This window comes from Dysosmobacter welbionis (genome assembly GCF_005121165.3).
Lineage (GTDB): Bacteria > Bacillota > Clostridia > Oscillospirales > Oscillospiraceae > Oscillibacter > Oscillibacter welbionis.
Window position 1 is genome coordinate 745,867 of sequence record NZ_CP034413.3, and the last position, 25,941, is coordinate 771,807.

At 56.2% G+C, this 25,941-nt stretch carries 31 protein-coding genes; all 31 read right to left on the minus strand.

Translation table 11 applies throughout. The features are described from left to right. Positions 1-15 precede the first annotated feature (15 nt). Positions 16-4,479 (minus strand): suppressor of fused domain protein, encoded by a 4,464-nt coding sequence (locus EIO64_RS03935; RefSeq protein WP_249390791.1) that lies wholly within the window; start codon positions 4,477-4,479, stop codon positions 16-18. Further along, positions 4,476-6,224: an immunity protein Imm33 domain-containing protein gene (locus EIO64_RS03940; protein WP_249390792.1), complete on the minus strand. Its 1,749-nt coding sequence runs from the start codon at positions 6,222-6,224 to the stop codon at positions 4,476-4,478. The genes EIO64_RS03935 and EIO64_RS03940 overlap by 4 nt, the downstream gene beginning before the upstream one ends. Before the next feature lie 15 nt (positions 6,225-6,239). Further along, positions 6,240-6,590 carry a DUF6547 family protein gene (locus EIO64_RS03945; protein WP_136890793.1) on the minus strand — a complete coding sequence of 117 codons (351 nt, stop codon included), beginning with the start codon at positions 6,588-6,590 and terminating at the stop codon, positions 6,240-6,242. 16 nt (positions 6,591-6,606) lie between these two features. Then, positions 6,607-6,894 (minus strand): DUF6881 domain-containing protein, encoded by a 288-nt coding sequence (locus EIO64_RS03950; RefSeq protein ID WP_025543926.1) that lies wholly within the window; start codon positions 6,892-6,894, stop codon positions 6,607-6,609. Between the two features lie 10 nt (positions 6,895-6,904). Further along, positions 6,905-7,168 (minus strand): hypothetical protein, encoded by a 264-nt coding sequence (locus tag EIO64_RS03955; RefSeq protein ID WP_021747670.1) that lies wholly within the window; start codon positions 7,166-7,168, stop codon positions 6,905-6,907. Beyond that, complete coding sequence (locus tag EIO64_RS03960) at positions 7,165-7,605, minus strand: immunity 51 family protein (RefSeq protein ID WP_021747671.1); 441 nt, start codon at positions 7,603-7,605, stop codon at positions 7,165-7,167. The genes EIO64_RS03955 and EIO64_RS03960 overlap by 4 nt, the downstream gene beginning before the upstream one ends. Continuing rightward, positions 7,602-7,916, minus strand: coding sequence for a hypothetical protein (locus EIO64_RS03965; protein ID WP_021747672.1), 315 nt, complete (start codon positions 7,914-7,916; stop codon positions 7,602-7,604). The genes EIO64_RS03960 and EIO64_RS03965 overlap by 4 nt, the downstream gene beginning before the upstream one ends. Before the next feature lie 23 nt (positions 7,917-7,939). Further along, positions 7,940-8,398: a C-GCAxxG-C-C family protein gene (locus EIO64_RS03970; protein ID WP_249390793.1), complete on the minus strand. Its 459-nt coding sequence runs from the start codon at positions 8,396-8,398 to the stop codon at positions 7,940-7,942. After that, positions 8,386-9,219, minus strand: coding sequence for a riboflavin biosynthesis intermediates N-glycosidase (ybiA, locus tag EIO64_RS03975; RefSeq protein ID WP_346730072.1), 834 nt, complete (start codon positions 9,217-9,219; stop codon positions 8,386-8,388). The genes EIO64_RS03970 and ybiA overlap by 13 nt, the downstream gene beginning before the upstream one ends. 139 nt (positions 9,220-9,358) lie before the next feature. Continuing rightward, positions 9,359-9,514: a hypothetical protein gene (locus EIO64_RS03980; RefSeq protein ID WP_429835524.1), complete on the minus strand. Its 156-nt coding sequence runs from the start codon at positions 9,512-9,514 to the stop codon at positions 9,359-9,361. A gap of 2 nt (positions 9,515-9,516) precedes the next feature. Continuing rightward, positions 9,517-10,116: a hypothetical protein gene (locus EIO64_RS03985; protein ID WP_136890794.1), complete on the minus strand. Its 600-nt coding sequence runs from the start codon at positions 10,114-10,116 to the stop codon at positions 9,517-9,519. A 22-nt stretch (positions 10,117-10,138) separates the two neighbouring features. Beyond that, positions 10,139-10,690 (minus strand): hypothetical protein, encoded by a 552-nt coding sequence (locus tag EIO64_RS03990; RefSeq protein WP_119311449.1) that lies wholly within the window; start codon positions 10,688-10,690, stop codon positions 10,139-10,141. 14 nt (positions 10,691-10,704) lie between these two features. Then, a complete protein-coding gene (locus EIO64_RS03995; protein ID WP_136890795.1) occupies positions 10,705-12,186 on the minus strand; it encodes a hypothetical protein in 1,482 nt (493 codons plus the stop codon). A gap of 22 nt (positions 12,187-12,208) precedes the next feature. Continuing rightward, positions 12,209-13,168, minus strand: coding sequence for an NTF2 fold immunity protein (locus EIO64_RS04000; protein ID WP_119311451.1), 960 nt, complete (start codon positions 13,166-13,168; stop codon positions 12,209-12,211). Positions 13,169-13,182: 14 nt separating this feature from the next. Next, positions 13,183-16,401 carry a DUF4241 domain-containing protein gene (locus tag EIO64_RS19175; protein ID WP_394802906.1) on the minus strand — a complete coding sequence of 1,073 codons (3,219 nt, stop codon included), beginning with the start codon at positions 16,399-16,401 and terminating at the stop codon, positions 13,183-13,185. 25 nt (positions 16,402-16,426) lie between these two features. Beyond that, on the minus strand, positions 16,427-16,981 hold the full coding sequence (locus tag EIO64_RS04010; protein WP_136890796.1) for an SUKH-3 domain-containing protein: 555 nt from the start codon (positions 16,979-16,981) through the stop codon (positions 16,427-16,429). Positions 16,982-17,007: 26 nt separating this feature from the next. Beyond that, entirely contained in the window at positions 17,008-17,643 is a 636-nt protein-coding gene (locus EIO64_RS04015) for a hypothetical protein (RefSeq protein ID WP_136890797.1), read from the minus strand. 22 nt (positions 17,644-17,665) lie between these two features. Continuing rightward, positions 17,666-18,340 carry a hypothetical protein gene (locus EIO64_RS04020; protein WP_249390794.1) on the minus strand — a complete coding sequence of 225 codons (675 nt, stop codon included), beginning with the start codon at positions 18,338-18,340 and terminating at the stop codon, positions 17,666-17,668. Beyond that, positions 18,318-18,728, minus strand: coding sequence for a hypothetical protein (locus tag EIO64_RS04025; protein WP_025543916.1), 411 nt, complete (start codon positions 18,726-18,728; stop codon positions 18,318-18,320). The genes EIO64_RS04020 and EIO64_RS04025 overlap by 23 nt, the downstream gene beginning before the upstream one ends. Positions 18,729-18,742: 14 nt before the next feature. Beyond that, entirely contained in the window at positions 18,743-19,246 is a 504-nt protein-coding gene (locus EIO64_RS04030) for a DUF2004 domain-containing protein (RefSeq protein ID WP_025543915.1), read from the minus strand. A 12-nt stretch (positions 19,247-19,258) separates the two neighbouring features. Further along, a complete protein-coding gene (locus tag EIO64_RS04035; protein WP_025543914.1) occupies positions 19,259-19,621 on the minus strand; it encodes a hypothetical protein in 363 nt (120 codons plus the stop codon). A gap of 10 nt (positions 19,622-19,631) precedes the next feature. Then, positions 19,632-20,471 carry a DUF2262 domain-containing protein gene (locus EIO64_RS04040; protein WP_119311453.1) on the minus strand — a complete coding sequence of 280 codons (840 nt, stop codon included), beginning with the start codon at positions 20,469-20,471 and terminating at the stop codon, positions 19,632-19,634. Positions 20,472-20,485: 14 nt separating this feature from the next. Then, complete coding sequence (locus EIO64_RS04045; protein WP_119311454.1) at positions 20,486-21,076, minus strand: hypothetical protein; 591 nt, start codon at positions 21,074-21,076, stop codon at positions 20,486-20,488. A 13-nt stretch (positions 21,077-21,089) separates the two neighbouring features. Next, positions 21,090-21,710, minus strand: coding sequence for a hypothetical protein (locus EIO64_RS04050; RefSeq protein WP_136890799.1), 621 nt, complete (start codon positions 21,708-21,710; stop codon positions 21,090-21,092). A gap of 4 nt (positions 21,711-21,714) precedes the next feature. Next, on the minus strand, positions 21,715-22,794 hold the full coding sequence (locus tag EIO64_RS04055) for an ankyrin repeat domain-containing protein (RefSeq protein WP_119311456.1): 1,080 nt from the start codon (positions 22,792-22,794) through the stop codon (positions 21,715-21,717). A 16-nt stretch (positions 22,795-22,810) separates the two neighbouring features. Then, entirely contained in the window at positions 22,811-23,398 is a 588-nt protein-coding gene (locus EIO64_RS04060) for a hypothetical protein (protein ID WP_119311457.1), read from the minus strand. Next, positions 23,389-23,778: a hypothetical protein gene (locus tag EIO64_RS04065; RefSeq protein ID WP_249390795.1), complete on the minus strand. Its 390-nt coding sequence runs from the start codon at positions 23,776-23,778 to the stop codon at positions 23,389-23,391. The genes EIO64_RS04060 and EIO64_RS04065 overlap by 10 nt, the downstream gene beginning before the upstream one ends. A 2-nt stretch (positions 23,779-23,780) precedes the next feature. After that, the gene (locus tag EIO64_RS04070; protein ID WP_119311459.1) at positions 23,781-24,323 is read right to left on the minus strand and encodes a hypothetical protein; all 543 of its coding nucleotides are present in this window, start codon (positions 24,321-24,323) and stop codon (positions 23,781-23,783) included. A 13-nt stretch (positions 24,324-24,336) separates the two neighbouring features. Then, positions 24,337-24,570 carry an Imm17 family immunity protein gene (locus EIO64_RS04075; protein WP_021747696.1) on the minus strand — a complete coding sequence of 78 codons (234 nt, stop codon included), beginning with the start codon at positions 24,568-24,570 and terminating at the stop codon, positions 24,337-24,339. Continuing rightward, a complete protein-coding gene (locus tag EIO64_RS04080) occupies positions 24,567-25,076 on the minus strand; it encodes a hypothetical protein (RefSeq protein WP_119311460.1) in 510 nt (169 codons plus the stop codon). Before EIO64_RS04080 ends, EIO64_RS04075 begins: the two co-directional genes overlap by 4 nt. A 21-nt stretch (positions 25,077-25,097) precedes the next feature. Next, on the minus strand, positions 25,098-25,940 hold the full coding sequence (locus EIO64_RS04085) for a DUF2262 domain-containing protein (protein ID WP_025543907.1): 843 nt from the start codon (positions 25,938-25,940) through the stop codon (positions 25,098-25,100). Position 25,941: the final 1 nt, after the last annotated feature.

Consider the following 25,941-nt stretch of genomic DNA (forward strand, 5'->3'; position numbering starts at 1 on the left):
GGTGCAGGAATCCCGTCAATCCCACCAGAAGTACCAGACAGTGGACTGCCGCAGGACATCCGCCAGATTGCCCACGGTGGGATCATCCTGCTCCTGATCCACGATGTCCGGGCAGAAGCCATATTGCTCCACAGCCAACTCCACAGCTCTTTCCTTGGGGACAGGAACCGGAAGTTCAAACTCCATCTCATCGTGGCTCATGGCGGCAGGGATGGCGCCGTACTGCTCAAACCAGTATTTTGCCACTGCCATCAGTTCCGGCGTGTTGGGGCACTCATTCCAGTTGCCGAAGGGCAGGTAGGCGAAGATCTCCCAGGGTTTTTTCACCGGGATCCTGGCCAAAACGAGGGGGTGGGTCATGTGGCTGTCCGAATCCCAGTAGCAGGAGAAACGGTCATTGTCATAGCCGCCAGCCATCTCGCCCAGAATCTCCTCCTCCCAGTCCATATCGTCATCTTCGGCCTCTGCTTTGCGCTGGCCGATCAGTTCCTCCAGAACCGCCTTGCTGTCCTTGATGGGGGCGGAGAGCATCTTCTTCCGGTACTCCGTTACCGCTTTGAGGTCAAATTCGTAGCAGTCCGCGTCATGCTCCGGGTCAGCGTTCATCACCAGACACTCCAGCAGTGTTTCGTCATCCGCCTTGATGAGCACCGGTACAAATCCCTCTTTGACACTTTCCCGTTTGGCATAGCTGTACGCCGACATGATGGGGTCATCATCTGCCATGGATGGGAAATAGGTGCACTCGCAGTCCAGATACTCCATCAAAGCATCCGCCACCTCGGAGGGCTCCAGCGTGTCTTCGTCAAAGTCCTGTCCCTGCCAGTTTTCAAAGCGTTCCCCGATCACCTTTGCCATAGCCTGATAATAATCCTCGTCAAAGGGAATGAACAGGTAGGCTTCGTCCCGGAACTCCTCGGAGTGATACCGCTCCGGGCCGAAGAAACGGAGTGCGTTATCGTCAACATCGGCAGGATAGTAGGGGCTGTCGCCCTCTCCGTAGTAATAGCCTGCAAAGGCACGGCCTTGCTGATTGAACAGCACAGAGAACAGACAGCCGTCCAGCTCATCCCGGATAAACTCCCGCAGATCCACACTGGCAGGATCAACTTTGACCTGTTTGGCCACTTCGCTGTATTCTTTTAAGAAGTCCTCGCCCATCAGGTCGTGTTCTATGCACCAGCGCAGGTAGATGGCCATGTGGTTATAGGCATTGATGGGGTCAATAGGCAGTTCCTTTTCCTCAATGCTCTCAAGGTGATAGGAAGCGTCATCCATCTCACCGTCAAAATCATCATTGGAAAGGGTGCCACGAGTGACAGCATCCTGACGGGTGGGATTTACGACAAAACTGATCCCCCTCATCCTGTTCAGCAGAGCGTCAGCGTCATGTTCCAGTTTATAGTCCAATTCATCCGCATAAAGAGGAATGACCTGATAGAAGTTGACCTCCTCGCCGCCCGGCAGAGTGCAGACCTCACTGCCGTCCTCCGTACCCTGGGGATCGATCAGGGTAGCAGTGCACAGTTTCGTGTTTTCCGCAAAGGGTTCCCGGTTCTCCACTGTATGACCATGCCCCAACCAGCTGTCACAGTTGATGGGCAGACGGGCCAGGGACTTCAGCAGGCGGATGGGCCAGTACCACCGCTCATCTTTCATGGACTCCTGATCCAGCTTCCAATCCGCAGGCAGTGCAATGGCCAACTCCGCCCGCTCCAGCTTGTATTCCGCCAGTTCCTCCGGAACATTCATCCGGTGGGCGCCCATGCCCATAGTGACCAGCGTGTAGTAGTCCCGCTCCCGGGAGGGCGGTACCACGCAGATGTCCACATGGATGTCCGGGGAGACCAGCTCATGGAACACATTCTCGAACGGGCCGAAATACTGCTGGATGTGCCCCTCGACGGCTTCCATCTCCTCCTCGGTGTAGACCTCCGGTTCACTGGATTTCTCGTCTTGAAAGCATTCCTCGTCCGGGCAGTCATCCCCGCCGCCATTCGGGTCTTCACCGCCTCCCTCCGGTCCATCCCCGCCGGATTCCCAGGAGATTTTCAGTGTCATCTGCTCCTTCGGCAGAGAGACACCGGGACTACGGATGATGGCATGCTTATCGTCCGCAGAAAAGCCGATAGTCTCCCCATCCTTCAGCGTAACATCACACGCCAGCACATAGGAGGCAAGGCTTGCCAAAAAGTCCCGCAGCTTCTCCGGCTCGGCGTCAGCGTTCAGCACCTCCATCTCCTCCTTGCCGAACACATCCATGCCGTAGGTATAGCCGTTCAAGCCGCCCTCGCTCCGGTACAGGCCGAACCAGATCCAGTTGAAGATGGGCAGTTCGTCCTCTTTCATCATATCAGCAAAGCCCTCGTAGAAGCGGGGCTCAAACACCACGCCGCTGGTGTAGATACCGGTGGCGTATTGTTGGCGGCAGCAGGCAGCCGCCAGCTTGGCGAAGAGCTTGCCCTTCTCCAGAACCTTTTTCTCCTTGCCCAGCACCGCCACCATGATATGGGCGCGGTGCTCCCGTGCGACTTGGACGGCATCCTCCCACATGTAGTTGTTCTCTGCGTTTATTTCCGCTTCGCCGTCGGGGATGGGATAGGTCGCCAGACTGACAGCAGCGAGCATATCACCCACCTCGAACACCAGCGCATCGTCATCCTTCTCCTCACTGGCGTCGTACTCCTCCACAGAGATGTCCCATTTTTCCTTCATGTCCCGGATGAACTGGTCCTTGTCCCATTCTCCCTTGGACAGGAGAACAAAGCCGGTGAAGACACCTGTGCGGTCGGTTTCCTCCCCGTCAGCATCATCCTCCTCGAAATCGCCCTCATTTTCATCCGGATCGTAGAGGGCTTCATGCTCCAGTCCACGGACAAATTCCTCAAAGCTGTCTGCCAGATGGGTGATCTTGTAGTCGTTTTCCTGATCCACATGGACTACCGCAGGCTCTCCCTGGGGGCCGCAAGCCCGGTAGTCCAGAAAGATCATATCATGTCCGGCGCTGGGACAGTCACAGATGGCCACGCCGATGGCAGGATACGCCCACTCGTCGATCATGAACTGGCTGCCCAGCTTTCCGCAGAGGGAGCAGCTTTTTTCCCGTCCGATGCCGAACATACCGGTGATGGCCACATGGTCCTCTGCCCAGCAGGTGGGCTCATCGCAGGGATAGCAGGTGTTCACCGGAATGCCGCCGTTGTGCTGCTTCATCAGCCAGATGTAGGAGGCGGGAAGTTTGTAGCCCAGTTCCTCCTCCACGCTGGCGATCAGCTCATCGGAAGGCGGATCACTGACGTACTCTTTCAGCGCATACATACTGTCGTCCCAGAAATTGGTGAGGTCGAAGCCCTCAAAGGGGGTATCACCCGGCACGAATTTGTCCTTCTTGTTCCGGCTGCTCCGGCGTTTCCGGATCTCCGCCTTGCACTCCCGGATCACCACCGGAGCGTCCTCGTCCTCCGGGTCCAGCTCCGCCCACCGCCGGGCATAGGGGATGGCCTCTTCCTCCTGACCGTGGAGATACTGATATCCGTAGGCCATCCGCATATTCCACTCCGCCTTGTCCCGGCCTTCCTCCCGGACGGACTCCAGCACCTCGATGGCTCGAAGCAGAGCCTTGTCCCCCTTGTAGTTGGGGGTTCCCTCATTGTGGTCGCCCAGAATTGCGTAGTTCTCCAGCGCCCGGGCCAGGGCGTAGGCGGTGCGGTAGTTCCGCCAGTCCTCCGGGATGGCATTCAATGCCTGAATACAGCGGGTGTACTCGTCCTCGTCGTTCCACTGCTGGAGCTGTGCAAAGAATGCCTCTGCATTCTGCGGGGTATAAGGGATATAGTCCATGCCCGTCGGCGTCTCGTCCAACTCGGCGGCCTGCGCCTCACCGTCCGGCTCCTCATCGGGCGGATTTTTCAGACTCACAGTGCCCGCTTCACGGCGGAAGGTATGGAAGCTGGCCCAGGGGATGTCGCTGTCCTTGAAGAATTCCTTTGCCATCTGGAGTGCCGCCCGGATGTCCCAGGCGATGAAGTCCACATAGCCGCAGTAGAGTCCGGTGGCTCCGCCGGTGAGGGTGACCACCTCCGGGCCGTCCCCGGTGGTGAACACTTCTTCCAGTTTGTCCCGGAAGTCAAAAATCTTCTCCGTTCCTTCCTCCTCCCGCAGGGTATCCAGGGGATAGCAGAAGAAGCCCGCCGCTGCGCCGTCGGCATGGAGCTCGTCCATAAAGTCATTGTCGGCATTCAGATAGCCGTTGATGAGCGGCACACAGTTGGTGGAGCCAGCCATCACATCCAGCCGCCAGTCGGCGTCCGGGTCCTTGTTGGGTTCCATTTTGTAGCCAAGGTAGCTCTCCAGATAGGCTTCCGGATCGGTGGAAAGTTCCAAGCCCCGCTCCTTCAACGCGTCAGGAAGCTGGGACATAAGAATGGACGGCTCTGCCTTGGGCTCCTCCAGCACATCGAAGCTGTCTATGTATCTCATGTGGGGATCTCGCCCAGCACCTGGTCGGTGAGGGTGGTGAGCATCCACCAGACCCGGCCTTCCTCCTCCCGGAGCATGGGCAGCAGCTTTTCGCAGTAGGCGGAGATGGCGAAGCTGTTTTCGCCCTGTTCCTCCAGCCAGATCTGCACATCTTCCCCGGAGATATCCCAGCCGTCGTCGGTCCGCAGGCCGATGTTTTGGCTGGGCTGGCGGCCCACCAGGATGTTCCAGTGCTCCAGCACCTCCTTGGGGGCGTGCTTCCGGAAGTAGACCAGCTCAAACAGCTTGACCTCGTCGCCCTCCGGGGTGAGGATCAGCTCATGCTTTTCGCCATTGAAGCCCATCTCGAAGGAAATCTCGTCAAAGACCAAGTTCAAAGTATCTTCCATTTGGGCCACGATCTCCGCGCCGCGGGTGTGATCCTTGTCGTCGTCCATCATCTGGCGCAGCTGGGCTTCCATTTCGGCAAAGGTTTCCCACCAGTCCACTGTCCGCTCCCGGAAGCACTGTGAAAACTGAGGCAGAGAAATGCTCTTCTTGCACCAGTCGATCAGCTCTATGGTGTCCTCGTCACCAGGGCGAGCCTCCAATGCCTTTTCAAAGTATCGCAGAGCCCGGCCCTCCTGATCCAGATAAAAGTAAGAGTAACCCATGCGGAAGTTCCAGCAGTGGTCTCCCTCGAAGTATTCCCCATGGGGGCTCAAGAGAGCGATGGCCTTTTTGAGCAGCGCACGGTTGGAAGGTGCCCCCAGATTGTTGTAGGCCCGGGCCAGCTCGCTGTCCATCTCCGGGGTGCGCTCCTGGGCTGGAATGGTCTCCAGCGCGTCAATGATCTTCTGGTACTCGCTCTTTTCATTCCACTTCTGGCACTGCCTTAAAATGTCCATATCTGGGTCCTCCTCGTCCTCATCCGTTTTCCAGTCTTTGATCTGCTGGAACACGCCATTCTCATCCCGCTCAAAGGCGCAGGGGGCGGGCGTATGTAGCAGGGGAATAATGTCGGGATCGTCGTTGCAGATGGAGTTGAGGCCGTAGATCCCGGCGTTGTTGGGGTCGTCCATGTACTCGTCGCTCTCATCACCGGCGGTAAAGCGCCAGCCGCTGTCCCAGTCGCCGTCCGGCTCCTCCCGGTAGCAGTAGCCAACCTTGCAGCCCTCCACCGTAATGCGGCTCGTGGCGATGCAGCCATTGGCTTCCTCCCAGTCTGGGAGCAGATTCTGCATGTCCTCTGCCTTTACATAGTAGTCCCGGTTGCGACCGGCGGCCTCATACAGCTCCTTCCGCAGCGCCTCTATATCCCGAGCCATCTCCCGGATCTCCTCGTCATCCATCATTTCGTGGAGATCATAGGACAGAGGATTTTGGGCAAAATCCGCCAGGGCCTTGTTCATTGCGTCATGCTCCTCTGGCGTGGCGGTGATGCGGATACGGCGGTGGGGGGTGTTATACTCGTCCAGGTCGTGGAGGTCCACGCCGCCGCTGACGCTGCACTCCAGCAGGATGGCGGCCAGATCGGTGACCACATCAATGGCGAAGTGGAAGTCCATCTCCACGCCATTGGAGTGGGTGAATTCCAGATACCCCACAGTCTGGCGGAAGTTCCAGTTCTGCTTGTCCAGCCCGATCTTAGCGAAGATCTCGCTGAGGGGCATCTCCTCTTTCTTCTGGTCTTCTAAAAAGGCCACAAGGTTCAGGCTGTCATCGGAACCTCCGATAAAGTTGCCCCAGTATTTTTTGATATACATTTGTCACGCCTCCTGTTATTCCGGCCACTCATCGCCGTCACACCGGCTGATGAAGTCATAGTGCAGGCTCTCAAAGTAATCGTTGGGAATGGATTCCCCGTCCTGACGAAGCTCCAGCCCATCCAGATCCATCATCTCATTGATATATGCCAGGGTATCGTGGATACCCGCGATATGCTCGTCCTGGAGCATATCGGCCAGCACACCTTTCTGCTCCGGGGTCAGTGTGGCGAGAAGCTCGTTTTTCGCCTTGTTGTCCTCTGTCTTGGGAAAACCATCGCCCTTGACCCAAAGGGCGGTCATGCTGTCTTTCCGCTCCACAAGGCCGTCAATAAATGCTTGATACAGTTCAAGTTCCTTACTCATAGCAGATCCTCCATTCTCAAGCAAAAAATTGGCTCTCCCAGATGGCCTCAAATTCCGCTTTCTCTATGGCGCAGGCGCGGAACTCCTCGCCCCAGATATGGGCGTTCAATTCCTCCACGGTTGGGATCGGCGTGATCTCGATAGCGCCTTCATAAAGGTCAGGGATATTACGGGTGCGTCCATCTGCAAAGATGTCGATGGAGCGGAGGACCAGCCGCTCATTTTCGGTATCCACTTCATAGAGGATGACCGGTGGTTCTCCCTCTGGTGCGCTCTCCCAAAAGAGCTTGATGTACTCGATCATTCCATTATCCTCATTTGAACCAATGCCACCCCGTCATGGTGCCGGTTACCTCATCTATCTGTATTGCAATATCATCATTGCCGCGACAGCCCAGCAAGGCCGCGAGATGATCGTTTTCCAGAATCAAATCATAAAACTCAACCGCTATACCTTGGAATTCCTTTGGAATCTTCAGCGCAGAAAAGGAATCCGCTGACTGAGCATTTTGGAAAAATTCAATGGCCGTTTTCCTGCATTTTACTATGATTCCTGTTTGAGTGGTCAACTCTTTCATGTTTTCTCTGCCTCGCTCATGTTCAGATACATCCCCATCGTTTTTTCATCGGCACAGGCCGCCCGGATCAGTTTGGCCAGCATCATCAAATCGTCGATGTATTGGGAGTACACGCAGAACACATCCTCGTCGGAGTCGAAGTGAAACAGATCCCTGCCGCTGTTGTTTTTCTCGAACTCCCGGATCACGCCCCGGACCAGCCGCTCCCAGTCTTTGCTGCTGCCAGTCCGTCCCAGCCGGCAGAATTCCTCCACCTGGAACCCGTCGCTGATCTTCAGCAGGAGGGAGATCGCATAAGGGTGGTGGGGAATGAGAAAAAAGGGCGCGATCTGATCCGGTTTGACCCAGATCTTGAAGGGCGGGCGCGGGTCGGGGATCCAGGGCAGGATCTCCCATTCCTCCTCCCGCCGATTTCCGTATTGAAAAAGGTCCTTCACGGCTTCACCTCCTGTTCCAGCTTTTTTCTGCATTTCTCAATGTGGGCCCGCTTGGCGGCCAGAATCTCCCGCACCGTCTCCGCCTCCATCCGCAGCAGTAGGGCAATTTTCTCCGGGGGCATCCCGTCCGCCGCCAGCATACAGAGAATCTCCTTCTGCGCGGAGGCTTTGCCGGCCGCGAAGCCGGTATCATAGTCGTAAGACAGCAGGGCAAGGAATTGCTCCGGCGTCAGAGTGGAAATTAGTCCCTGCTCTCCGTGGCAGATCCTGCTACGAAGTGATTGTACTTCTTCCTGGGATAGTTTAGACATGGACTCCCCCCCTTTCCAGCATATCAGGAACCAATCTGTCCCGCATTTACCGGGCGGAAGATCCTGCGGCCCGCCAGCAGCTCCTCCAGCTTTTTGGCCAACGCCTCCACAATGGCGTGGCAGGGATTCTCACCCCCCACGATCTCCAGCTTTTGCAGCTCGACACAGTGGAGCGTTCCATAGATGCCCAGCGTGAAGTCTGTCAAGTCAGCAATCATTTGGTAGCCCTCCATGTTGCTCACATCGGTCTGGCCCTCTTTGGCGGTCATCAGCCCAATGATCCCCACCGCCACAGTGAAAGCACCGCAGCAGGACTGCTCGGTCTGCATGCCCAAGCCCATGACAGAGAACATCTTCCGGGTCTCCTCGGACAAATTCAGATGGTAATACTCATTGCAGGCCATGAACACGGCCTCGGCGCAGGTCAGTTCCGTGCCGATGTGGTAGTGGTTGACCAGTTCATAGAGTTTCATTGTTGCCATACCATACTCCAATCGCAAAGCATTTCATTCTGTGTCACTCTGCGCAGCTCGTCCCGCACCTCCATCAGCGCAAAGCCCAGCAGGTTTTGTCCGCGCCACTTCATCGGGTCCTGGGCCTCCGGCGAACTGGCCGCGAGGCGGATGCCCCAGATGGCATCGTAGGGGCTGGCCTCCACCAGCACGCTGTCCCCGGTGGAAAGGAGAAACTCCCGCAGTTCGCGGTTCTGGCTGAATTTGTGCCAGTTGCCAAGTAGCACAATGGCGTACTTGAACTTGTCCCATACCTTCTGCTCAAAGCCCCGCACCTTGCGGCCCAGGGCCTTGATCTGCTTTTGGTCGCTGCATTTCAAAATCTGGTCCCGGATCTCTTTGTCGCCGAACAGCTCGGCCTTGGCAGCCATCATGTATTGCTCCATGCAGAGGTAGGGGGCAGCCGTCGTATAGAAGTCCTCCATCCACCACTGGCTGAGGTAGCTTTTTGTCAGCTGGCCGTCCTGGGAAGGCTGATGGCCCCAGAACAGGCACAGTTCCCGCTTTCGCCCGGCGGTAAACTCCTGCTGGAGCCACTGGCGGGTGTACTTTGGCCGGCCTTCCGGCTGCCACGCCTCCACCAGGAAGTCACCGTGTACCAGCACTTCGCCGCTGTCCTCGTCCTCCCACCAGCCCTTCCAGGTTACCGGCTCGGGAAAGAGGGCGCGGTATTCCGTCCGCTCCTCCGGGGAGAGGGTGTCCAGCCAATCGCCAAATCGGTATATGTAATCCTCCCATAGCCCATGCGCCAGCCAATGGAGTATCGCTCGATCTCCGGGAAGGCCATCCAAGGGGGAGGCATGATTTTCTTATCTTGTAGTGCCATAGGGTTGTCCTTTCCTGTTAGAAACTGTCGAAGTTCTTCTCTCACATCCAGCGGAGCGCCGTCCAGGGATGTGATCTGTGCCAACTCTGTTTCCGTCAGATTTTTCAGGAAAATGCAGTATTCATCTGGGTGGCCCCCACAAGCTCCATTTTAGGCATCTCGATCTGCTGTGGGTCGGTGATCCGCAGACAAGGCTCTTCCGTTGCCCAAAACCGGGTCAGAGTAAAAACTTGGCCGTTGAAAATAACTTTCTGTTCCATCCTCATCCCTCCTGTAACTTCTTCAGCAGCTTCACGATCCGCTCCCGATTCTTTGCGGTTTTCATGAAGGCGGGGAGATGATCGGCCTGAGTCTTTTTCGCTCTTCCCAGCGGCTTTTCCCGCAGGTCGGCGCTGAGATAGTCGATCAGATAGGCAAGGTGCTCCCGGTTGAGTGCCCAGGCCGGTTTGCCCTGGAAGGAGGTCAAAAACCACAGTTCCAGGCCGAAATAAGGTTCTCGTCCGTCCTGAATCTCAGCAGTGTAGGAAAATGCTTCAGCTGTTTTATGAACTTCTCCCGACATGGTTGTCCCACAATAGGGACAGGCCACATGGAGAACAGAAAAGTGCTGCTTTTCCTCATCTTCAATATCCACCCGATAGTATCTTCCGCAGTTTTTGCACTGGTTATGGACATCGTAGCGGTAGATCGTCCGGTCACGGGTCTCCTGATGGCCGCAGCTCAGGCACCGGAAATAGGCGTTGTCATCATCCGCTGTCACCATACCTGCGCCGTGGCACTTGGGGCATTTCACCTGAATGCCGGAGGTCAGGGCGTTGTATGCACTGTATGTAAAGTAGGGTTCATCAACAATTCGGCTCATGCGCCCGCACATTCCTTTCTATCTAAGGCCCGGCGGACAGCGTTTTCTTCATGTCTGCCAAGCCTTTTTCATCTAACCCGTATGCCTGCTCAATCAAAGTCCCATACCGATCCGCATACTGCGAGAACTCTGCTTCACAGTGCAAATCATACAGCAACAGGCAGCCGTTGTGGAATACAACAGGGTCGGGCTCCGCTTTTCCTTCCTCCTCTGCTACCAGACGAAGCACCTCATCGGCAATGGCAAGCCGCTCTGATCTGCCTTTGAGCTTTGATAATGCCATTCGTACAAAGGCGGCAATCACCTCCTGTTCCTGTAGGGCAATCGCGGTCAGTTCTTTCTGAACCAAGAGGAGGGCTTTTTCATCCCACATCTCGGCGCTGCGTAGAAGATCCGCCACCAGCGTTCTTCTGTTGAGATCCCGATTTTCCCAGGAACCAAGCTCCAGTAGCAGATCTCTTTGCTTTACCTGATCCGGTTCGCGGCTCCAATCAAACAGCCTTGCCCGAAAAATCTGGTAGGCTGACATCAGTTCCAACCACGCCGGGCTGTGATCCTTGCCGAACTCTATCATGCTTCTCATTTTCCTCAAAAATCCCGCAGCTGCTCAAACTTCTCAATCAGGGCATCTTTTTGGAGTGTGTTGTCCGGCAGTGCGTCCAGAATCCCCCGCAGGGCCATGTAAATTTCATCCCGCTCCTCGGTTTCGATAAAGCCCATCTTGTTGAAGGTCTGGGTGTATGCTGCAACCGCATCCAGCGCCTGGGCCTGGGCGTCCTCGCCCGGCTCAGCGGCCAGTTTCATCAATTGGGAGCGGGTCTTGCGGTATTGATTGGCTGCCTTTCTCGCGGCACTGACAGGAATATGCTCCGCACCGTCCCAGCCCCGGAAGGGATTGCCCAGGTTTTGCGCCAGCCACTCCGGTTTCCGGGGCTTGGTGATCCGCAGGTCCATTCCCGCCTTACCTTTCCAGAGCTGCTTTGCCGCTTTTGCTGCCGTCTCCGGCAGGCTGGTCATCCAGAACCAGCGAAGCTCCGGCATCTGCTCCGGGGTGGGGATGTCGTCCGCCCCGAAGCCGAACAGGTCGAAGGTGGAAAGGTGCGTCAGCTCCCGGAACTCTCGCACAGCAGAGAAGTTTTGCAGATTTCCCGGCGCGCCCCAGAGCCTCAGCTCCTTCAGGTGGGGATGGACAGCAGCCAGTCCGCTCAGATCAAAATCTTTCAGCTGGATGCCATGCAGTTCCAATAGGTTCGGCAGTTCCGTGTGCGGGCGGTATTCCCCGATAAATTGGAGGGTCAGACCGCTGCCATCTTCGGGGGCATGGATGGTACAGGCGTCCGGCCCCTTGTTCTGGAACAGGAGCTGCTCTGTATCCTCACTCAGCCACAGTTCCTGAAGGCCTGTCATGTCCAACATCAGCTTTCTGATGCTGGTGCCCCGCAGATCAAGTGTCCTCTGACCGTGGTCCAGCAAAGTCAGTTCATCAACGAAGGGGGTTCCCCGCAAAAACTCCAGCAGATCCGGGTGCCACCGCTGGCAGATGAGGTCGGAGAGGCAGGGCAGCGCCTTTAGTTCCAGCGCCGAATCGAATGGCTCGTGCTGGTCCATGATCCGATGGCTGCTGACCTTCACCGGGATACCGCCGATCTCTGTCACCCCGTCGCTCTCCGTGGCCTCCTTGAAGGCCCGCCGCCGCTTTTCCGGGATGGCTTGCCACCGGATCTGGAGGTACACATCATAACCGTCATTCCAGCCGCCGTAGGAGCGGCAGGGCTGGTCGGTGAAGGGCGGCAGGGTACCCACCAGCGTGTACTGGGGCGGGACCTCCACCGGCACCCGCAGCAGATGAAGGTCACGGGACCAGTACATGAAATCTATGTAGAGCGGGCGGAGATGAGGCAGTTCCTCCGCAGTCAGAGGGGCGTCACCTGCCCAGTCCAGAGAGAGGATCACTGCCCAGGACTCCCTGCTCACCGTGTCCGGCGGCGCGATATAGGCCACCTGGCAGGCGGTGTAGCATTTCAAGTATCGATTGTAGACTGTATAGACCCCTCCGGCTTGTGCTTTCATACCTGTGCCTCCCCCTGATAGCTTATAGTCCTATTCTCTGCCAGCCGTCCAGTCGCTCCTGCACCCCGTCGATCCTCCAGCCCTCGCCCACACGCTTCATGAGGAAGCGGCGGACAAAGCCGGTGTTTTTCTCTCTGGTGTAGATGTAGAGCTTGTTTCGGGTGATCTGCTCCGCGTCCAGGAACTGCTCTCCCTTGTAGGTGCCCTGGGCGCTGTACGAGAGGCCCAGGGGTCGGAAGCCCATACGGGGCTTTTCGCTCACATACTTCTCCCAGATCACCAGCAGGCGGGGCACAGCCTCAGCATCTTCAAACCCGGCCTGTTCCATGTACTGCTCCCATTCTGTCATTTCAGCAAAGAAGGCAGACAACACCCTGCGGCATTCCACCGCCGCCTGTTCGTCCAGCTGGACGGGCTTTTTGCCCTTTTCCCGCTGGATTTGAGAGAAGTATTCCATCTGCTCCTTGGTGAACTGCACATGGGCCACCGGCTCGATGCGGTTGTTGCCGGCGATGGCCAGCAGACCCTCGTATGTAACGGCGGTATGGTCGATCTGGATGTGGGAGAGCTTGGGAATGGAGGCCGCCTGGAGCAAACCGGCGTCGTCCAACCCGGTGCGGTTGAGGGTGAGAAGGTCCAGCTTGCAGCTTTGCAGGGCGGACAGACCGCTGCCGTGGATGGCGGCGTTGCCGTCCAACAGCAGATAGCGCAGCTTGGGCATAGCGAAAAAAACGGGGAAACAGGCGTCAGTGAGTGCGCCGTCTTCCACGCCGAAGTTGACCATGCTTTTGTGTTCGGCGAAGGGGGCAAGCAGTTCATCCGTCACCGGATAGCCTTTCACATGGAAGCCTACCAGGGTGTAACCAGCCAGCCGTTCCATGAGGGCCAAGGTCAGCTCCGGGATCTCAAACTTCTTCTCTCCATCCAGGGTCAGGACACCGTTTTCCCAGTCCGCTGTCCGCGCCCGTTTCGGCCATTCCATAGCTGCTTACCCCCTTACGCCTGTTCCTGGTAGCTGGCTTCAATGTCGATGAAGCGCACGTACACGGCGCAGACTTCTCCCTTTGCGTCATAGCCGAAGTAGACGGGATAGTAGCCGTCACCCCAGCCGGAAGCGAAGATAGGCAGATTGCAGTCCGTGTCCGGCACCGTCCAGTTGAGCCAGTCGCCGTGGCTCAACTGATATTTGGGACAGGCTTTGGCGTTTTCCTCCAGCAAGTCACAGAACAGGTCGTTGTACGGATCAATGTCCGGGTCTTCCTCCAGCCGCTTGGCCCAGTATGTTTTGAAGGCCGCCTGGGTCTGGATGTCCGCAACACAGCCCATCCCGGCGTCTACGCCAAAGCCAAAATAACCGTCCTCATCCAGTTCCTCGTCCAGATCCTCTTTGCCCGTCATCCCCAACTCATAGCGGACAGGCTTTTCCCGGCTGACCTCCACCTTGACGCAGGCGTAGCGGTCGCCGTATTTTTCACTGGGCACCACGCAGATCTTCACGGGATAAGTTCCGGCAGGGATCGTCTGTATAAAGGGCGGTGTATCCTCCAGCTCCACCAGCGGATCGCAGGCAAAGATCGTTCCGCTGGGAAAATGGACGGCGCCGATGTCCAGCACATCCACTTCCCTATTCCCAATCACTTTCTCTGTGAAATGAGCGTCCAGGTCTGTTTTGCAGGCCAGTTTGTCTTTGATGGATTCATATTTGTTCAGCCATTGTGTTGCAGGCATTTCGATTTCTCCTTTCTTTTCCAGCGGTATCCGGACGATGGGCCGGTAAAAGTCATAGTTGCCGTTCAGTGCATTATCCTCCTGCACTTCCGGCTTGCAGTGGGGCGAGCAGGGCAGGAAACCAAGGAACGGTCCCAGCCCGCCGCAGATATTGCACCCGCCGTCGCCGCCGCAGGTGGTGAGCCTGTCAGCCTGTACCACTTCCCGCATATAGGGATCGTAGGCGATGGACAGGCCGAAGAAGTTGGGTTCCTCCATGTCATAGGGCCGGTTCTCATCCTCATCCATGTCCTCAAACCAGTGCAGACGCATGGAGTAGTCTAACCCATCTCCCCATGGAAACAGGGTCCGACATCCGCCGCCACACAGGTAGGCCCACTCGTCCGCCGTGGGCAGGGAGAAACCCTGTTTTTGCAGCCGGTTTTGAAAGTCCGGATAGTCTACCTCGTGATAGAGGCTTGCCTGCCAGCTGTCGCCATCCCGCTCGAAACGGGCACGGCCTACCAGAGTAAGACTGTTCCTGTCAGTCAAAGCGAATTGGCGAAAATCTTCCAACCATTCCGGGCGCAGCCGTGGGTCATCCAGCTTGACCGGCTCCCAGTTGATCTCCTCCAGCTCCCGGCCCACCAGCATGGGGCCGATGGCCGCCCGCCGGACAGGGGCCATGCTCTCTCCAATGAGTTCTGTCGGGTCTCGCTCCATTTCCCATTCCCGGAACAGGTACTCCAATTCCTCGCGGCTTTCCTGATTCAGTCCTGCGGCAAACTGTTCCCAGCCCAGTATGACGGTATCGCCGGGGACAAAGACGAACTCCCGGCCATCTTTTTTGAAGATTCCGGTGGTGCAGTGCTGTCCCCAGCGGCCAAAGTGCTCCATCCGCACAAAATCCAGGCGATACTGTGCTGCCAGCCGCTCCATTATGGGCCGCTTTTCCTCCGGGGAGAGTCGGTCAAACTGAGGGCGAAGCAGGAGGCTTTCGGTATCGGAAATGCTGTTTGCGCCATCCTTCGGCGGCTCTGGTTCTTCGCCCGCAAGAAAGATGGGCAGATTCGGGTACACTTCTTTGTACTCTCGCCAAGGTTCTAGCTTTTTGGGCTTGTTTGCCGTCCGAAGAAAACCCCAGAAGTCGATGGGATAACGAAACACCGGCCCGACCCTATCCCGCCGGGTGACGATGACCACTGTGCCATCGGTGAGTATTCCAATGTGCTGCATTTTCTCCCCGCCGAACATTCCCGGACGGATACGCAGCACTTCACGGGTGTTCATGTTGATGAGCTGGGCAAAGTCATCGGAGAGGATTTCGCCGTTTCCCTGCACCAGCAACCAGTCCCCGGTAAACCAGCGAAGTTTCAGCTCCTCGCCCAGGCCGGGCAGAGGGGCGATGCGACACCGCCCGGTGTCCATGTCCAGTTCCAGCAGGCATTCTTCCATCCGCCACTTGCCACTGACAGAGTGTATCATATAGATACAGTTGGTGCCGGGAACGGGAACGGCCTCGGAGAGATGGTCGTATCCATCCAGAGAGAAGGTGTGTTTTGTTACCTTGCCGTTTTCCCAGCGGTAGATCTGTCCCTTGTACCACTCGTTGGAAAAGTAGACCCGGCCCAGCCCGTCTGTCACGATGCCACAATGGTATTTGGTGCTCCATCCATCTTCCGGCAGGGGCCAGTTTTTCACATCCTGACAGGTGCCCCGGTCGGTGAGTTCAATCCGTGTGGCATTGGTGGGATCGCCCACCCAGAGGGAGTTTCCCACCCACCGGAGAGAATGGGGCGCCCCCTCGTATCCGATGGGAGAAGGCTCAAAAAAATTAAGTGTACTGGGGTTTTTGCCAAGCAACACCTTTCCGATCTGCCCGCTTGCAGAGGCTCCGGAGGCGGCATACACTCCGGCTTGATCCGAATAGGCGAGGTGCCCGAACTGGTACAGGCTCTTGGAGCGGGTCACTTTTGGCGGGCGGCAGCGCAGATCTGCCACACAGCCGTATTTCCATTCCTCCGAATGGCTGCTTTTCCATTCTCCCGCTGCAAAGTCTCCTGCCAGAGAGTTGAAGAAATAATCGTACTCATCTTGGAGTATGTATTCCTCGCAAGGCATCAGCTTCCCAGGGTCCTGCTCCTTGGCATGGTCGCCCCATTTTCGTCCTTGCTGTTTCATCAGGTGACAATATTGCCCCTGCTTTTTGCAGTAGCGTTCCCATCCGCTGCGTTCTTCCGCTGGAATTAGGACAAACAGATACTCGTCCTCCTCGTCCAGGTCATACAGCGCCCAGCCGAAAGTGGACAGCTCCTGTCCCAGCGCAGCCACGCCCATTTCGTGGGGTAATTTCATATACTGAATGCCGAGCGTATCAAAGCGTTCCTCCAGCAGCGCCGGGATCTGCCCGCTCCATTTCCGCCGAAGCTCCGCCAGCGTGTCCTGTACGGCTCCGTCAAATTTCAGAATGTCCAGCGCATCGGATATAATTTGTGCCCAGTCTGACATAATAGAGTCTCCTATTTCGAGCGATTCAAAGTTTTCCATCCAGTGCCTCCACAGGTTTCATGGCAGCGGAATCCAATTTGCACTGCCGCAGTTCCCGCTCAATCAGGGCAAACACATCCGGAAAGCACTCAATCTCATCCTGATATTCATATTTCGCATACAGTTTCCCGCACTCGGAAATCCAAACCTCTGCCGGGTAGTAGTAGCCGATATGACCGATGGGCTGACATTTTTCACCGGCCGCCTGTTCGATCTCTGCCAGTTCACAGCCGGACATATCCCGAAAATAGGCTTCTTCCAAATGGTTTTTGATTCCGTTGACCAAGTAAGGAAACAAAGCGAATTGAAAATCAGCCGCCCAGTTCAGTTTTCTCTGCTCCAGGTACCACTCACAGCACAGGCCGAAATATTTACGGTAAAACCGCTGGGTTGTCTTCATCATCGGGACGCCGTGGTCGGCGTAATACTGCTCCGCAATGGAGATGTCCACTTTTCGCCCTTCCTGCCATCCGGCGTACTCCATCAGCTGCTTGACCTTGCTTTTGAGGTCGCCGGAGATGGGGATGCGTTCTTTAATCATTCGAATCATCTCCTGTCTGCTGCCAATCAAAGATCCTTTGGATATCCGATCTTATCCAAGCCCGCCTTGATTTCCTCCCTCTCGCTGCGCGTAGGGTTCAACGCAGCGGCCAGTTCTTTTGTCACCGGCACCCCGTCAGCAAGCTGGCGCACAGCTTCCAAAGGCAGGTCGGCGTGATAAAACCACTTTCCGTACTCCACATAGGTCTGTGGATTGCCATCAATCGTGGAGAGCAGATCTTTGGATGCGTCCTCGCCGTCTATGGGGTTGCAGTGCCAGGTGGAGCCATCCTCCGTCCAGACGCAGAAGGTGCTCTTCATCTTTTTGACCTCTCGGCTGCCCATGAGTTTTTGCAAAGCAGAGGGCATCCCATCTGTCAGGTCTTCGACACGGGGAAGTTTTTCCTCCCAGTCATAGAGTTCGGAATCCACACCGTTGATTACACAGCCTTCCGGCGCAAACATGACGATCATGCTCCGGTCACTGCCATCAGTGGCAAAAAACGCCTCTTTGCCCTTTCGCCATGCGGGGTTGTAGGTATAGTGGCGGATGAAGCTCCATTCCTCCTCCAGCATGATGATGTCCAGAGCCGCCAGTCCTTTGCAGAAGTTTTTCAGACGCTCCGCATTGGGCAGGCCGGATAAATCTTTTGTGGAAATCATGTGGCTATCCTCCTGTCTTTCGTCACCACAGCCGGGCGATCCGGGTATATATCTTATTAGGCTCTCTGTCCGTAAAACTGGTCAATGAGTCGGTGGGTTCCGTAAGCGGCATCACATTCAAAATGTCCAGCACATAATACCAGATTCCTGTATCCCAGTCCCGGAACCGCCCATTGCAGACAGCTCTCCCATACTCACCGGGAGCCAAATCCAATGCCAGCTCATTGATGGGCTGTTTTTGCCCGGTCTCATCGTAGGTATATCGCTCCGGCATTGCACCGATGTGCCAATCATTGCGGTAACGCACATGGAGTCCGGACTCCTTCTGAATCAGTTCAAAAGGATGAATTCGCATTGAGCCATTCGGCTTCCATTCGATCAGCCTGCGACAGTCCTTATCGATCTGAAATCCATTGGGCCTCTGTAAGATCGATACAAAGTGTGTAGGCAGGCCAAAGGAATAATACGAGAAGAAGTCTTTCGGCAGCCGCATGGCTCTGGGATACTGGTTCCGCTGTGCGGCCGCATTTCCGCCCCGGCAGTCTTTATACCATTGCAGGCGGAGCTGCTGAACCAGAAGTATGGGCAGATGCTCCAACTGATGCTTATTCTGTTTCATCACCATACCTTCTTCCTTGATAGATCCTTCCAATGGTCTTCCATGTTTCAGGCATTTACAACTCTGCTGCAAACTCATAAGAAACCGCAATGATGTTGTAAACATCATCGTATGTAAACAGCCGGTAGTGCCGATAGATGTCTTTATCAAAGTCCTCCCGCACCGGCAGAGACTTCAGCCAAGTGCTATCCTCAATCAAATCGAAAGAACTGCCATCCAGATGCCCCATCCCAGCCAGATTTTCATAGGTGTCCAATTCGCAGGCAAAATAGGCCAGCACCCGCCGGAAGGTGAGTGTGTAGGGAAACCAGTCTTTTTCGTCCCTGTGCTGGGAGATCAGATGGCCATTGATGTCCCCCGTAAAGGTCAGATTGTTCAGAGCATCCTGTTTCACCTGGTCCAGATAGATACAGTCCCGTCCCATCAAAACACCTAAGCAAGTGTTAACAGCAGTCGCTTTTTCCATAGGTAACTCTCTCCTCAGCTCTCGTGGGTGATACAGAAAATCTCCTGGTTCAAGTCAAAGTAGACCACCATCAGCTCGTCGGTGATCTCTGGGTTGAAGGACAGGTCCAGAATGAAAACTTGCTGATTCATCTCGCTATCCACCAGGCTGCCGAACCGCTTGAGCCGCAAAAAGTCCGCCATCTCGGCAAAGGACAGCTTGGCCGGGTCGGTTCCTGGAAAAAGTTCCGCCGCAATATCCGGGCCTACATCGTCCCGGTGGAACTCCATGAAAAATACCACGGCATCGTGGTAGGGGCTGCCCTCGTCCGCCAGCGCCGCTTTGATGGCAGCTTTGGCCTTTTCCGCCAATCTCTCCGCCTCATCCAGCATTTCTCCTACCGCATCCATGGCAGCAGAATCAGCGGTCAGTTCTCCCTCCACATCGAAGAGAAAGGGCAGCCCCGATTCCTCGGGAAAGTTGAATATCTCCTCGCCGGGTGTATATGTAAAATCAATGCGTTTACAGTTCAGCTTCACAGGGATGCCTCCTCATTGGTTTTCCAGATGGGGTAATAGAATTGGCGAATAGACTACTGTATCTCCATCATGATCCATCTTGAGAATGACAGCAAATTCCGCCACATTGCTCTCCTGTCCCTTTGGGAGAGGAAAGATCATTGGGGGGCAACGCAGGGCAGCATGGTTCGTGGTTTTATTCCAGTCCTCCATGGCCGCAGATAAAATGGCGTCAATGTGTGCCAATACCTTCTCAATAGAACCCGCTGATATGTTGTAAAAAGCGGGGTTTTTATGATACTGCTCTGTGATGAAGTTTTTATAGGTTTGGACTGGCATAAAGCAAAATTCCCAATCAAGGGGATACAACCCAAGCCAATACTCATACAGTTTCATAGGCGCCTCCTTACCCCTCAATGTTGGCAGCTTTGAGGCCCTTTTTCAAGGAGCCGTAGACCGTCACCGCATGGTCGGTGAACATCTCGTCGCAGTCAAACCAGACGGTGAAGCTGCCGCCGGAGGTGACGGACAGGCTCGTCATGCTGATCCGCCGGGCAAGTTCTTCCTCTGTGATGGGGTCTGTTCCCGGGTCACGGGGGTTTTCCTCATCCTGGGAGAGCCAGTCGTTGGCCAGCCCGGTCAGGTTCTTTGCCGCAAGCTCCCGCATGGCCTTGTCCCAGGTCTCGCAGTCGGCCAGCAGCTTCTTGGCGGCACTGCGGGCACGGGTCCAGGAGGGCTTGCTCTCCGCATTGACCTCCAGAGACAGGTACACATCCGTTCCGCACCACTGGATCTCACCCTCAAAGGTGTTATAGTCCTTGTCCAGCGTCAGCTCCCCCAGCGTCTCATCCTGGAGCACCACCGGCCTGTGGTACTCGTCCAGAACGGCCTGAAGCTCCGGGCAGTCCTCGTGGGCCTTGACCACCTGGGCGATACACCAGGGCCACGCCACCAGATCCTTTGCCCATTCTTCCTTCATTCGGCGGATCTTCAGGCGGCAGATCTGCTCCTTGCCAAAGCGTCCCCAGCCCTTTTCGCTGTTACGCTCCTCGTCGGTGACCGGCCAATCCAGCCGCTCCTCTTTGGTGCTGACCTTGCCGGTGTCACAGAACACCATGCCCAGCGTCACAACAGTCATTTCCCAAAAGTTGCCCCTGTTGTTATATCCGCCCCCAATGCAGCGATTAATCAGAGCGACCACTTCCTGCTCCTCGGGCTCGTACATCTCATAGAATTCTTCAAACATCGGCGTGACCTCCTTTACAGCAGTTCCAGCACCGCGGCGGCGGGCTTGGCAAACTCTGCCGGGACTTGCTCCAATATATCCCGGTAGGCTTCCACCGACTGCCAGGAGTCATAATAGAAGCTGTAAAATTCGTCTGCGGGGAAAACCTCGTCCTCCTCGTAGCGCATCTCATCCGCTTCCCCGTCGTATTCTTCCGACCACAGATATTCTTCCCGGAGCAGATCGGAGAACTGCGGCAGCGGCTCGGCGTGCTCCATCTCATCCCCATCGCGAAAGCACTGGAGGATGCCGGCAAAGAAGTCCAGCAGTTCCCCGGCCAGGAAATGGGCCACAGGATTCCGGCCGCTCTCTTTGAGTGCTTTGCCCAGAATCCGGCTCAGGAACACCATGCCGAAAGGCGTGGCGTGCCAAAGGGTCCCCTGGTGCTCCATGTTGGTGGTGAGCTCATAGAGAGACTCTTTGACGGACGCCAAATCACGCATCTGCTCCAGCACCGCCAGATGCGCGGGAAAATCCGTCCCCCGGCCATAGGCGGTGGTGAGCCGGTGCCACGGGACATCCGTGACCTTGAGATGGGTGATGTAGGTCCTGTTTTCCTCTGTCATGTTGCCGCCCTCCTTACTCTGTTGTCTGGCTGCGGTACTCCTTCTCCAGCGCGGTGTACCACCGTTTCAGCATGGTTTGCAGACCGGTTTTCCCTTTACGATCTGTAAAAACGAGAAACTTCTGCATCAGTCTGGGGAATAGATATTTGCCCGCCTCTGTCAGATCCTGATTGAGATAGACCATCCGCAGGATACGGCCCTGTCGATCCAGAGGGTTCTTTTTCAGCAGTTCCTTTTCAAAGCAGAAGCGCAGGAATACTGCATTCTCGTCGTAGAAGTCCTCCACCACAGCCGCGCCAATGCTGGTATATGTGATGTCGTACACCAACCGGCTCCAGTCAAATTTCTCGGCATAGAGCAGTTTCAGTGCCTTTGCCCAGTGCTCCTCCGGAATCACCAGCATCCTGTGCTGGGCGGTGCTGGAGTAGCCACGGTAGACGGGTTCCGGCTGTCCCAGCAGTTCACTCACACTGTCGGCGTAGACGAAGCACAGCTCCTCATCGAACAGGCCACCGATGAAGTTGCCATTGCAGTACAGCATATAATTCTTGGACTTGGCTGGAGAATAAGAGAGGCTATATTCCTGCGAGACCAGGCTTTTATGTACCTTGTTCAGAAAGTCTATTGATGTCATGGCTTTACTCCTCAAACTCGCCCTCAATCATCCCGTTCAGATACCGGCCGGGATCTGCGATGAAGTCATCCCATTTGGCCAGAGGGTGGAATTCCTCATGCTCGATATCCAGATACCACAGCTTTTTGTCCCTGGGGCTCCACAGCAGCAGATAGTCGCTGTAATTGTCCATGGCCGCCATCAGGGAGAGCAGCTTCTTCCGCTTCCAGGTCATCTCCTGCACATCCATGAAAGAGTAGAGCTCTGCCCACTTCACCCATTTCTGCTCCGGGAACTCCAGCCGCAGGGGGCCGGTCTTCAAGTATTCCACCAGCCGGGCAGGCAGCTTATAGGGCATGAGCTGCCGGAGCTTTTCCTGCTCGTTGTGCCATTCCTCCGGTTCCAGGGCTTTCAGGTAGTCGGCCAGCTCCTGATTCTTGTTCTGCACCGCCACGGTGTAAGGCCGGTCGCCGTATTTGTCAGCAATGGTGATGTCGGCTCCTTGCTCAATGAGCCAGCGCACCATGGGAAGATTTTTGTGTCGGACAGCTTCGGTGACAGCGGTGGAGGCGTTCGGAAACACCATGTCCGGCTTGTGGTAATTGATGTCTGCCCCTTTTTCCAGAAGCAGCCGGGCAAGTTTGGTATTGCCCTCGGACACAGCGGCCCGGAATGCCTCGCCGCCAAACTTGTCCACTGTGATCCCGGCTTGCTCCAGCACCGGGATATTCTCCGGGCGCTTGCCCCAGCGCACTTCCTGGAAGGCCCGCTCTTTCTGCTTGGGGGTAAGCTGCGCGGTCTGTCCCACAAAGAGTTTCACCACCTCCGGCCCACAACAGCGGGCGGCGGTGAGCAGTAGGGGCTGTTCCTCTGCCAGACTGGAATCAGCCCCATGCTCCAGCAGGAAGTGGATCATAGGCACATCATTCCGAAAAACCGCGATCTCCAATGGCATCAGCTTGATGTATTCGCTGAGCTGGATGGGAACATCTAAATCCAGGCCACCTTGAAGCAGCGCCTCCAGCTTGGGAGTGTCATGGTCACAGATGGCGGCAGCCGTTTCCGGGAGAGTCTCCCAGCGGCCAAGATAGGCAATTTCGTACATAGGGCACCTACTTTCTCTATCCTACAATGGTGGTTTCCTTTACGGCCAGATTGTCATAATCCATAGCAATCAGTTTTTCGGCGGCCTCCGGGGTACACATGAACCAGGTGCTCACGCCCCAGGCGTCCATCCTTGTGACGGTGAAGAAATGGGTTTGGGCAGAAGCAGGTTCTCTTGCGTCAATATAGTAGTCGGAGTAGAGATACACCAGATCGACCTCTCGCTCCGGCAGCCACTTGGCCCGGCGCACACGTGGTTTGCCGTTTTTCAGCGTCTTCTCTCTGGGGTTCTCAAACCACGCCAGTTCCTTGAGCTTCAGACCAGTGAAGGTATCTATGAGCCGCTGGGCAATCTCCCGGTGGGTAAACACCCCGCAGTTCCAGGAGCCCACCAGCCAGGTCTGGATAAAGTCTCCCACCTTGCTGCCGGGGGCGGGCGGCCCGTAGACGCTCTCGTCCGCCCACATGACCTCCAGCTTTTCACATTGATCCGGCCGGGGACAGGATTTCTTATCACCATAGCGGTACATGATATTCACATAGCCGAAGTCCCGGCCGGTCCGGTCATGGCCGACGGCTTCCACTTGATAGGCAGTTATGGACATTTCAGCTCCACCTCCTGTGCCAGTACAAATCCGCACAGCCCAAGGGAAGCGTCGATGACAAATACCCGGATGTGCTCCCGATCCATGCGCTCCCGCAGTTCCTCGATGCTGCAACAGGCGGGAAAGCCGTAAGAGACGGCCCCGCCCAGCAGGTCTTTGTACTGTTCAAAAAAGCCGTCCACGGTGATCTCATCCATGCCGAAGAGGATGTTGTCCCGGATCACATTCTCAAACCAGTGGGCCAGCAGGCCGGTGAAGTGAACGGATACGTTCTCTCCGGCCTCAGTCCGGGTATCCACATGCAGGATATGGGCTTCAAAGTCAGCGCAATAGCACAGGACCCTGTTGTCGTGCAGATGGTCAAAGGATTGAATCACCATACTCATGCCAGCTCTGCGTCCAAAATCTGGACTTGCTTCCCTTCCTCGTTCACATAGTAAAGGGCGATATAATCAATGCCGTCCCGCCTGACCTGCTCCCAAGGCATCCGCTCACCGTTGATCAGTTCCACGGTATCCGCCCCATCCGGTTCGAAGTCCTCTTTTTCGTCCTCATAGTCAACGCTGTAACCCAGCTCCACCACCAGCTTGGAGGCAGGGATCCCATACCGCTTGAGGGGACGGTGCTCCAGCTTGGATGGATCGTGTACATCGCAGAACAGATTGTCGTAGCCATGCCGCCCACCGTCAAAGATGACGAACTCCTCGCCGCTCTCCGGATCACGGGCTGCCACCAGTCCGGGGACCTCATCCCCATCTACGATATAGGATTGGGGCTCTCCCTTCACCGTGAGCAGATCTCCGCAATACCAAACCTCCAGCAGTTCCTTGCCGGTGGAGGAACAGAGTGTCACGGTGGGCAGACGCTTCTCCGTCCACTCTTTCACATGGCCTTCCAGCCAGGTGGGATATTTTTCAGGCATCATAGCCGTTCTCCTCCTATTTCAATTTCAGCACAAATCCCCAGATACTCACCACGATCAGGAGGACACCCAACAAAAAGAAAACCACCCGCCGGTATCCCCTGCCGTGGCGGTGGGCATCCCGCGTACCGGTGGGGTCGCAGAGCCAGTTCCAGTTGCGGATCGCTCCGATCAAAATCACTGCACCGATGATTACCGAGGCAATATACCAATGCTCCTGTAAAAAAGCCGTAATCTGCCCGCTGTTCATTTACATATAACCCTCTTTCCATCATCGGGAGTTTCCCGCCGGATAATCTCCTCCCGCTCTTTCTGATCTATCTCCAAGGCTTTTTCCTCCTCCAGATATTCCTCGCAGTCCCGGACCAGCTTTTGGGCATTCGGGTCCTCCGGGGCCAGGTCCAGCCAGTGTTTTGCGTATTCATAGGCGGTGGCGGCGGAGGGGTATGCCATCAGACAGGAATAGCCCATCCTGGCGTTCCAGTAGGGGTCGTTCTCCCCCTGGGTGCAGACGGACTCCAACAGGTCAATGGCGTGCCGGATGAGAGCCCCGTCCACTGCACCGTCGGTCCCATGCGCTCTATGATCCCCCAGCACCGCCAGATTGCTGTAAGCCCGGCTCAGCTTGACGGTCAGAAAATAACCCCGCTCCTGCTCCGGGATAGCTTCGATGGCCTCAATACATCGGGAGAACTCGTCCGCATCATTCCACTGTTCAAGCAGCTCCGACAGCTTTGCTGTCTCCGCCTGATTCATGACTTCACCGCCTTTCCCGTATCACCCCTGTATATCCGCACCAATGGGGCCTTTTTTCAGTGTTCCATCCACAGTGACCACATGGCCCCAGAACATATCATCGTCCTCATACCAAGCGGTAAAACGCCCGCCGGGGGAGACCGAAAACTCAGTGAGAATGATGCGCCGGGCGAACTCATCCCCGGTGATGGGATCTTTCTCCGGGTCCCGGTCGGTCTGGTCATTGTCCGCCAGCCATTCGTTGGCCTGAGCGGTGAGCTTCTGGGCAGCCATCGCCCGCAGGGACTTATCCCAGACTTCCTGATCTGCCAGCAGTTTCTTCATCACATTGGTGGCGCGGGTCCAGGACGCTTTCTTTTCAATCTCCACATCCAGCGAGATCTGGACTTCTTTTCCCATCCACCGGCAGGTCCCGGTGAACATACTCATTTCACGATCCAGCGTGAGGGTTCCCAGCACCTCGTCCTCCAGAAGAATGGGCTTTGTGTATTCCGCCCAGAGCTCCTCCAGTGCCGGACAGGGTACGCCTTCCTCCAGTATCTCCGTGACATACCACTGAGGTTCGCTGAGGGCATCGCCTTTCCAGCCGCGGGCTTTGATCCGGTAAATCCGGCCCTTGGCAAACCGCTTGGAATAGCCGCCGGATTCCCGCTCCTTGTCCGTCAGCGGCCAGCTCAGGTAGCATCGGCCGGAGATCACCTGTCCGGTCTGGACATCCGCCATGGCAAGGGCATGGGTATGCGCCGTCCAGAAAGTATCCAGAAAGGTTTTGTCCGCGCTGGTACCGCTCTGGATCAGCACCAGCTTTTCCCCATCTTCCTGGGCGTACAGGGCAATAAAGTCCTTGACCGTTCTCTTTTTCATG

Excerpts from the sequence above, each read along its gene's own strand:
- EIO64_RS04085 (WP_025543907.1), bottom strand. The coding sequence starts at position 25,940 with ATGAAAAAGAGAACGGTCAAGGACTTTATTGCCCTGTACGCCCAGGAA.
- EIO64_RS03985 (WP_136890794.1), bottom strand. The coding sequence starts at position 10,116 with ATGAGCCGAATTGTTGATGAACCCTACTTTACATACAGTGCATACAAC.
- EIO64_RS04060 (WP_119311457.1), bottom strand. The coding sequence starts at position 23,398 with ATGTCCATAACTGCCTATCAAGTGGAAGCCGTCGGCCATGACCGGACC.
- EIO64_RS04035 (WP_025543914.1), bottom strand. The coding sequence starts at position 19,621 with ATGAAACTGTATGAGTATTGGCTTGGGTTGTATCCCCTTGATTGGGAA.
- EIO64_RS03970 (WP_249390793.1), bottom strand. The coding sequence starts at position 8,398 with ATGGCAACAATGAAACTCTATGAACTGGTCAACCACTACCACATCGGC.
- EIO64_RS03995 (WP_136890795.1), bottom strand. The coding sequence starts at position 12,186 with ATGAAAGCACAAGCCGGAGGGGTCTATACAGTCTACAATCGATACTTG.
- EIO64_RS04070 (WP_119311459.1), bottom strand. The coding sequence starts at position 24,323 with ATGATGCCTGAAAAATATCCCACCTGGCTGGAAGGCCATGTGAAAGAG.
- EIO64_RS03965 (WP_021747672.1), bottom strand. The coding sequence starts at position 7,916 with ATGTCTAAACTATCCCAGGAAGAAGTACAATCACTTCGTAGCAGGATC.
- EIO64_RS04010 (WP_136890796.1), bottom strand. The coding sequence starts at position 16,981 with ATGATTAAAGAACGCATCCCCATCTCCGGCGACCTCAAAAGCAAGGTC.
- EIO64_RS04055 (WP_119311456.1), bottom strand. The coding sequence starts at position 22,794 with ATGTACGAAATTGCCTATCTTGGCCGCTGGGAGACTCTCCCGGAAACG.
- EIO64_RS03990 (WP_119311449.1), bottom strand. The coding sequence starts at position 10,690 with ATGATAGAGTTCGGCAAGGATCACAGCCCGGCGTGGTTGGAACTGATG.
- EIO64_RS04000 (WP_119311451.1), bottom strand. The coding sequence starts at position 13,168 with ATGGAATGGCCGAAACGGGCGCGGACAGCGGACTGGGAAAACGGTGTC.
- EIO64_RS04040 (WP_119311453.1), bottom strand. The coding sequence starts at position 20,471 with ATGTTTGAAGAATTCTATGAGATGTACGAGCCCGAGGAGCAGGAAGTG.
- EIO64_RS03950 (WP_025543926.1), bottom strand. The coding sequence starts at position 6,894 with ATGATCGAGTACATCAAGCTCTTTTGGGAGAGCGCACCAGAGGGAGAA.
- EIO64_RS03955 (WP_021747670.1), bottom strand. The coding sequence starts at position 7,168 with ATGAAAGAGTTGACCACTCAAACAGGAATCATAGTAAAATGCAGGAAA.
- EIO64_RS03940 (WP_249390792.1), bottom strand. The coding sequence starts at position 6,224 with ATGTATATCAAAAAATACTGGGGCAACTTTATCGGAGGTTCCGATGAC.
- EIO64_RS04045 (WP_119311454.1), bottom strand. The coding sequence starts at position 21,076 with ATGACAGAGGAAAACAGGACCTACATCACCCATCTCAAGGTCACGGAT.
- EIO64_RS03980 (WP_429835524.1), bottom strand. The coding sequence starts at position 9,514 with ATGGAACAGAAAGTTATTTTCAACGGCCAAGTTTTTACTCTGACCCGG.
- EIO64_RS03945 (WP_136890793.1), bottom strand. The coding sequence starts at position 6,590 with ATGAGTAAGGAACTTGAACTGTATCAAGCATTTATTGACGGCCTTGTG.
- EIO64_RS04020 (WP_249390794.1), bottom strand. The coding sequence starts at position 18,340 with ATGAGTTTGCAGCAGAGTTGTAAATGCCTGAAACATGGAAGACCATTG.
- EIO64_RS19175 (WP_394802906.1), bottom strand. The coding sequence starts at position 16,401 with ATGTCAGACTGGGCACAAATTATATCCGATGCGCTGGACATTCTGAAA.
- EIO64_RS04050 (WP_136890799.1), bottom strand. The coding sequence starts at position 21,710 with ATGACATCAATAGACTTTCTGAACAAGGTACATAAAAGCCTGGTCTCG.
- EIO64_RS04015 (WP_136890797.1), bottom strand. The coding sequence starts at position 17,643 with ATGATTTCCACAAAAGATTTATCCGGCCTGCCCAATGCGGAGCGTCTG.
- EIO64_RS04025 (WP_025543916.1), bottom strand. The coding sequence starts at position 18,728 with ATGGAAAAAGCGACTGCTGTTAACACTTGCTTAGGTGTTTTGATGGGA.
- EIO64_RS04080 (WP_119311460.1), bottom strand. The coding sequence starts at position 25,076 with ATGAATCAGGCGGAGACAGCAAAGCTGTCGGAGCTGCTTGAACAGTGG.
- EIO64_RS04075 (WP_021747696.1), bottom strand. The coding sequence starts at position 24,570 with ATGAACAGCGGGCAGATTACGGCTTTTTTACAGGAGCATTGGTATATT.
- EIO64_RS04065 (WP_249390795.1), bottom strand. The coding sequence starts at position 23,778 with ATGGTGATTCAATCCTTTGACCATCTGCACGACAACAGGGTCCTGTGC.
- EIO64_RS03935 (WP_249390791.1), bottom strand. The coding sequence starts at position 4,479 with ATGAGATACATAGACAGCTTCGATGTGCTGGAGGAGCCCAAGGCAGAG.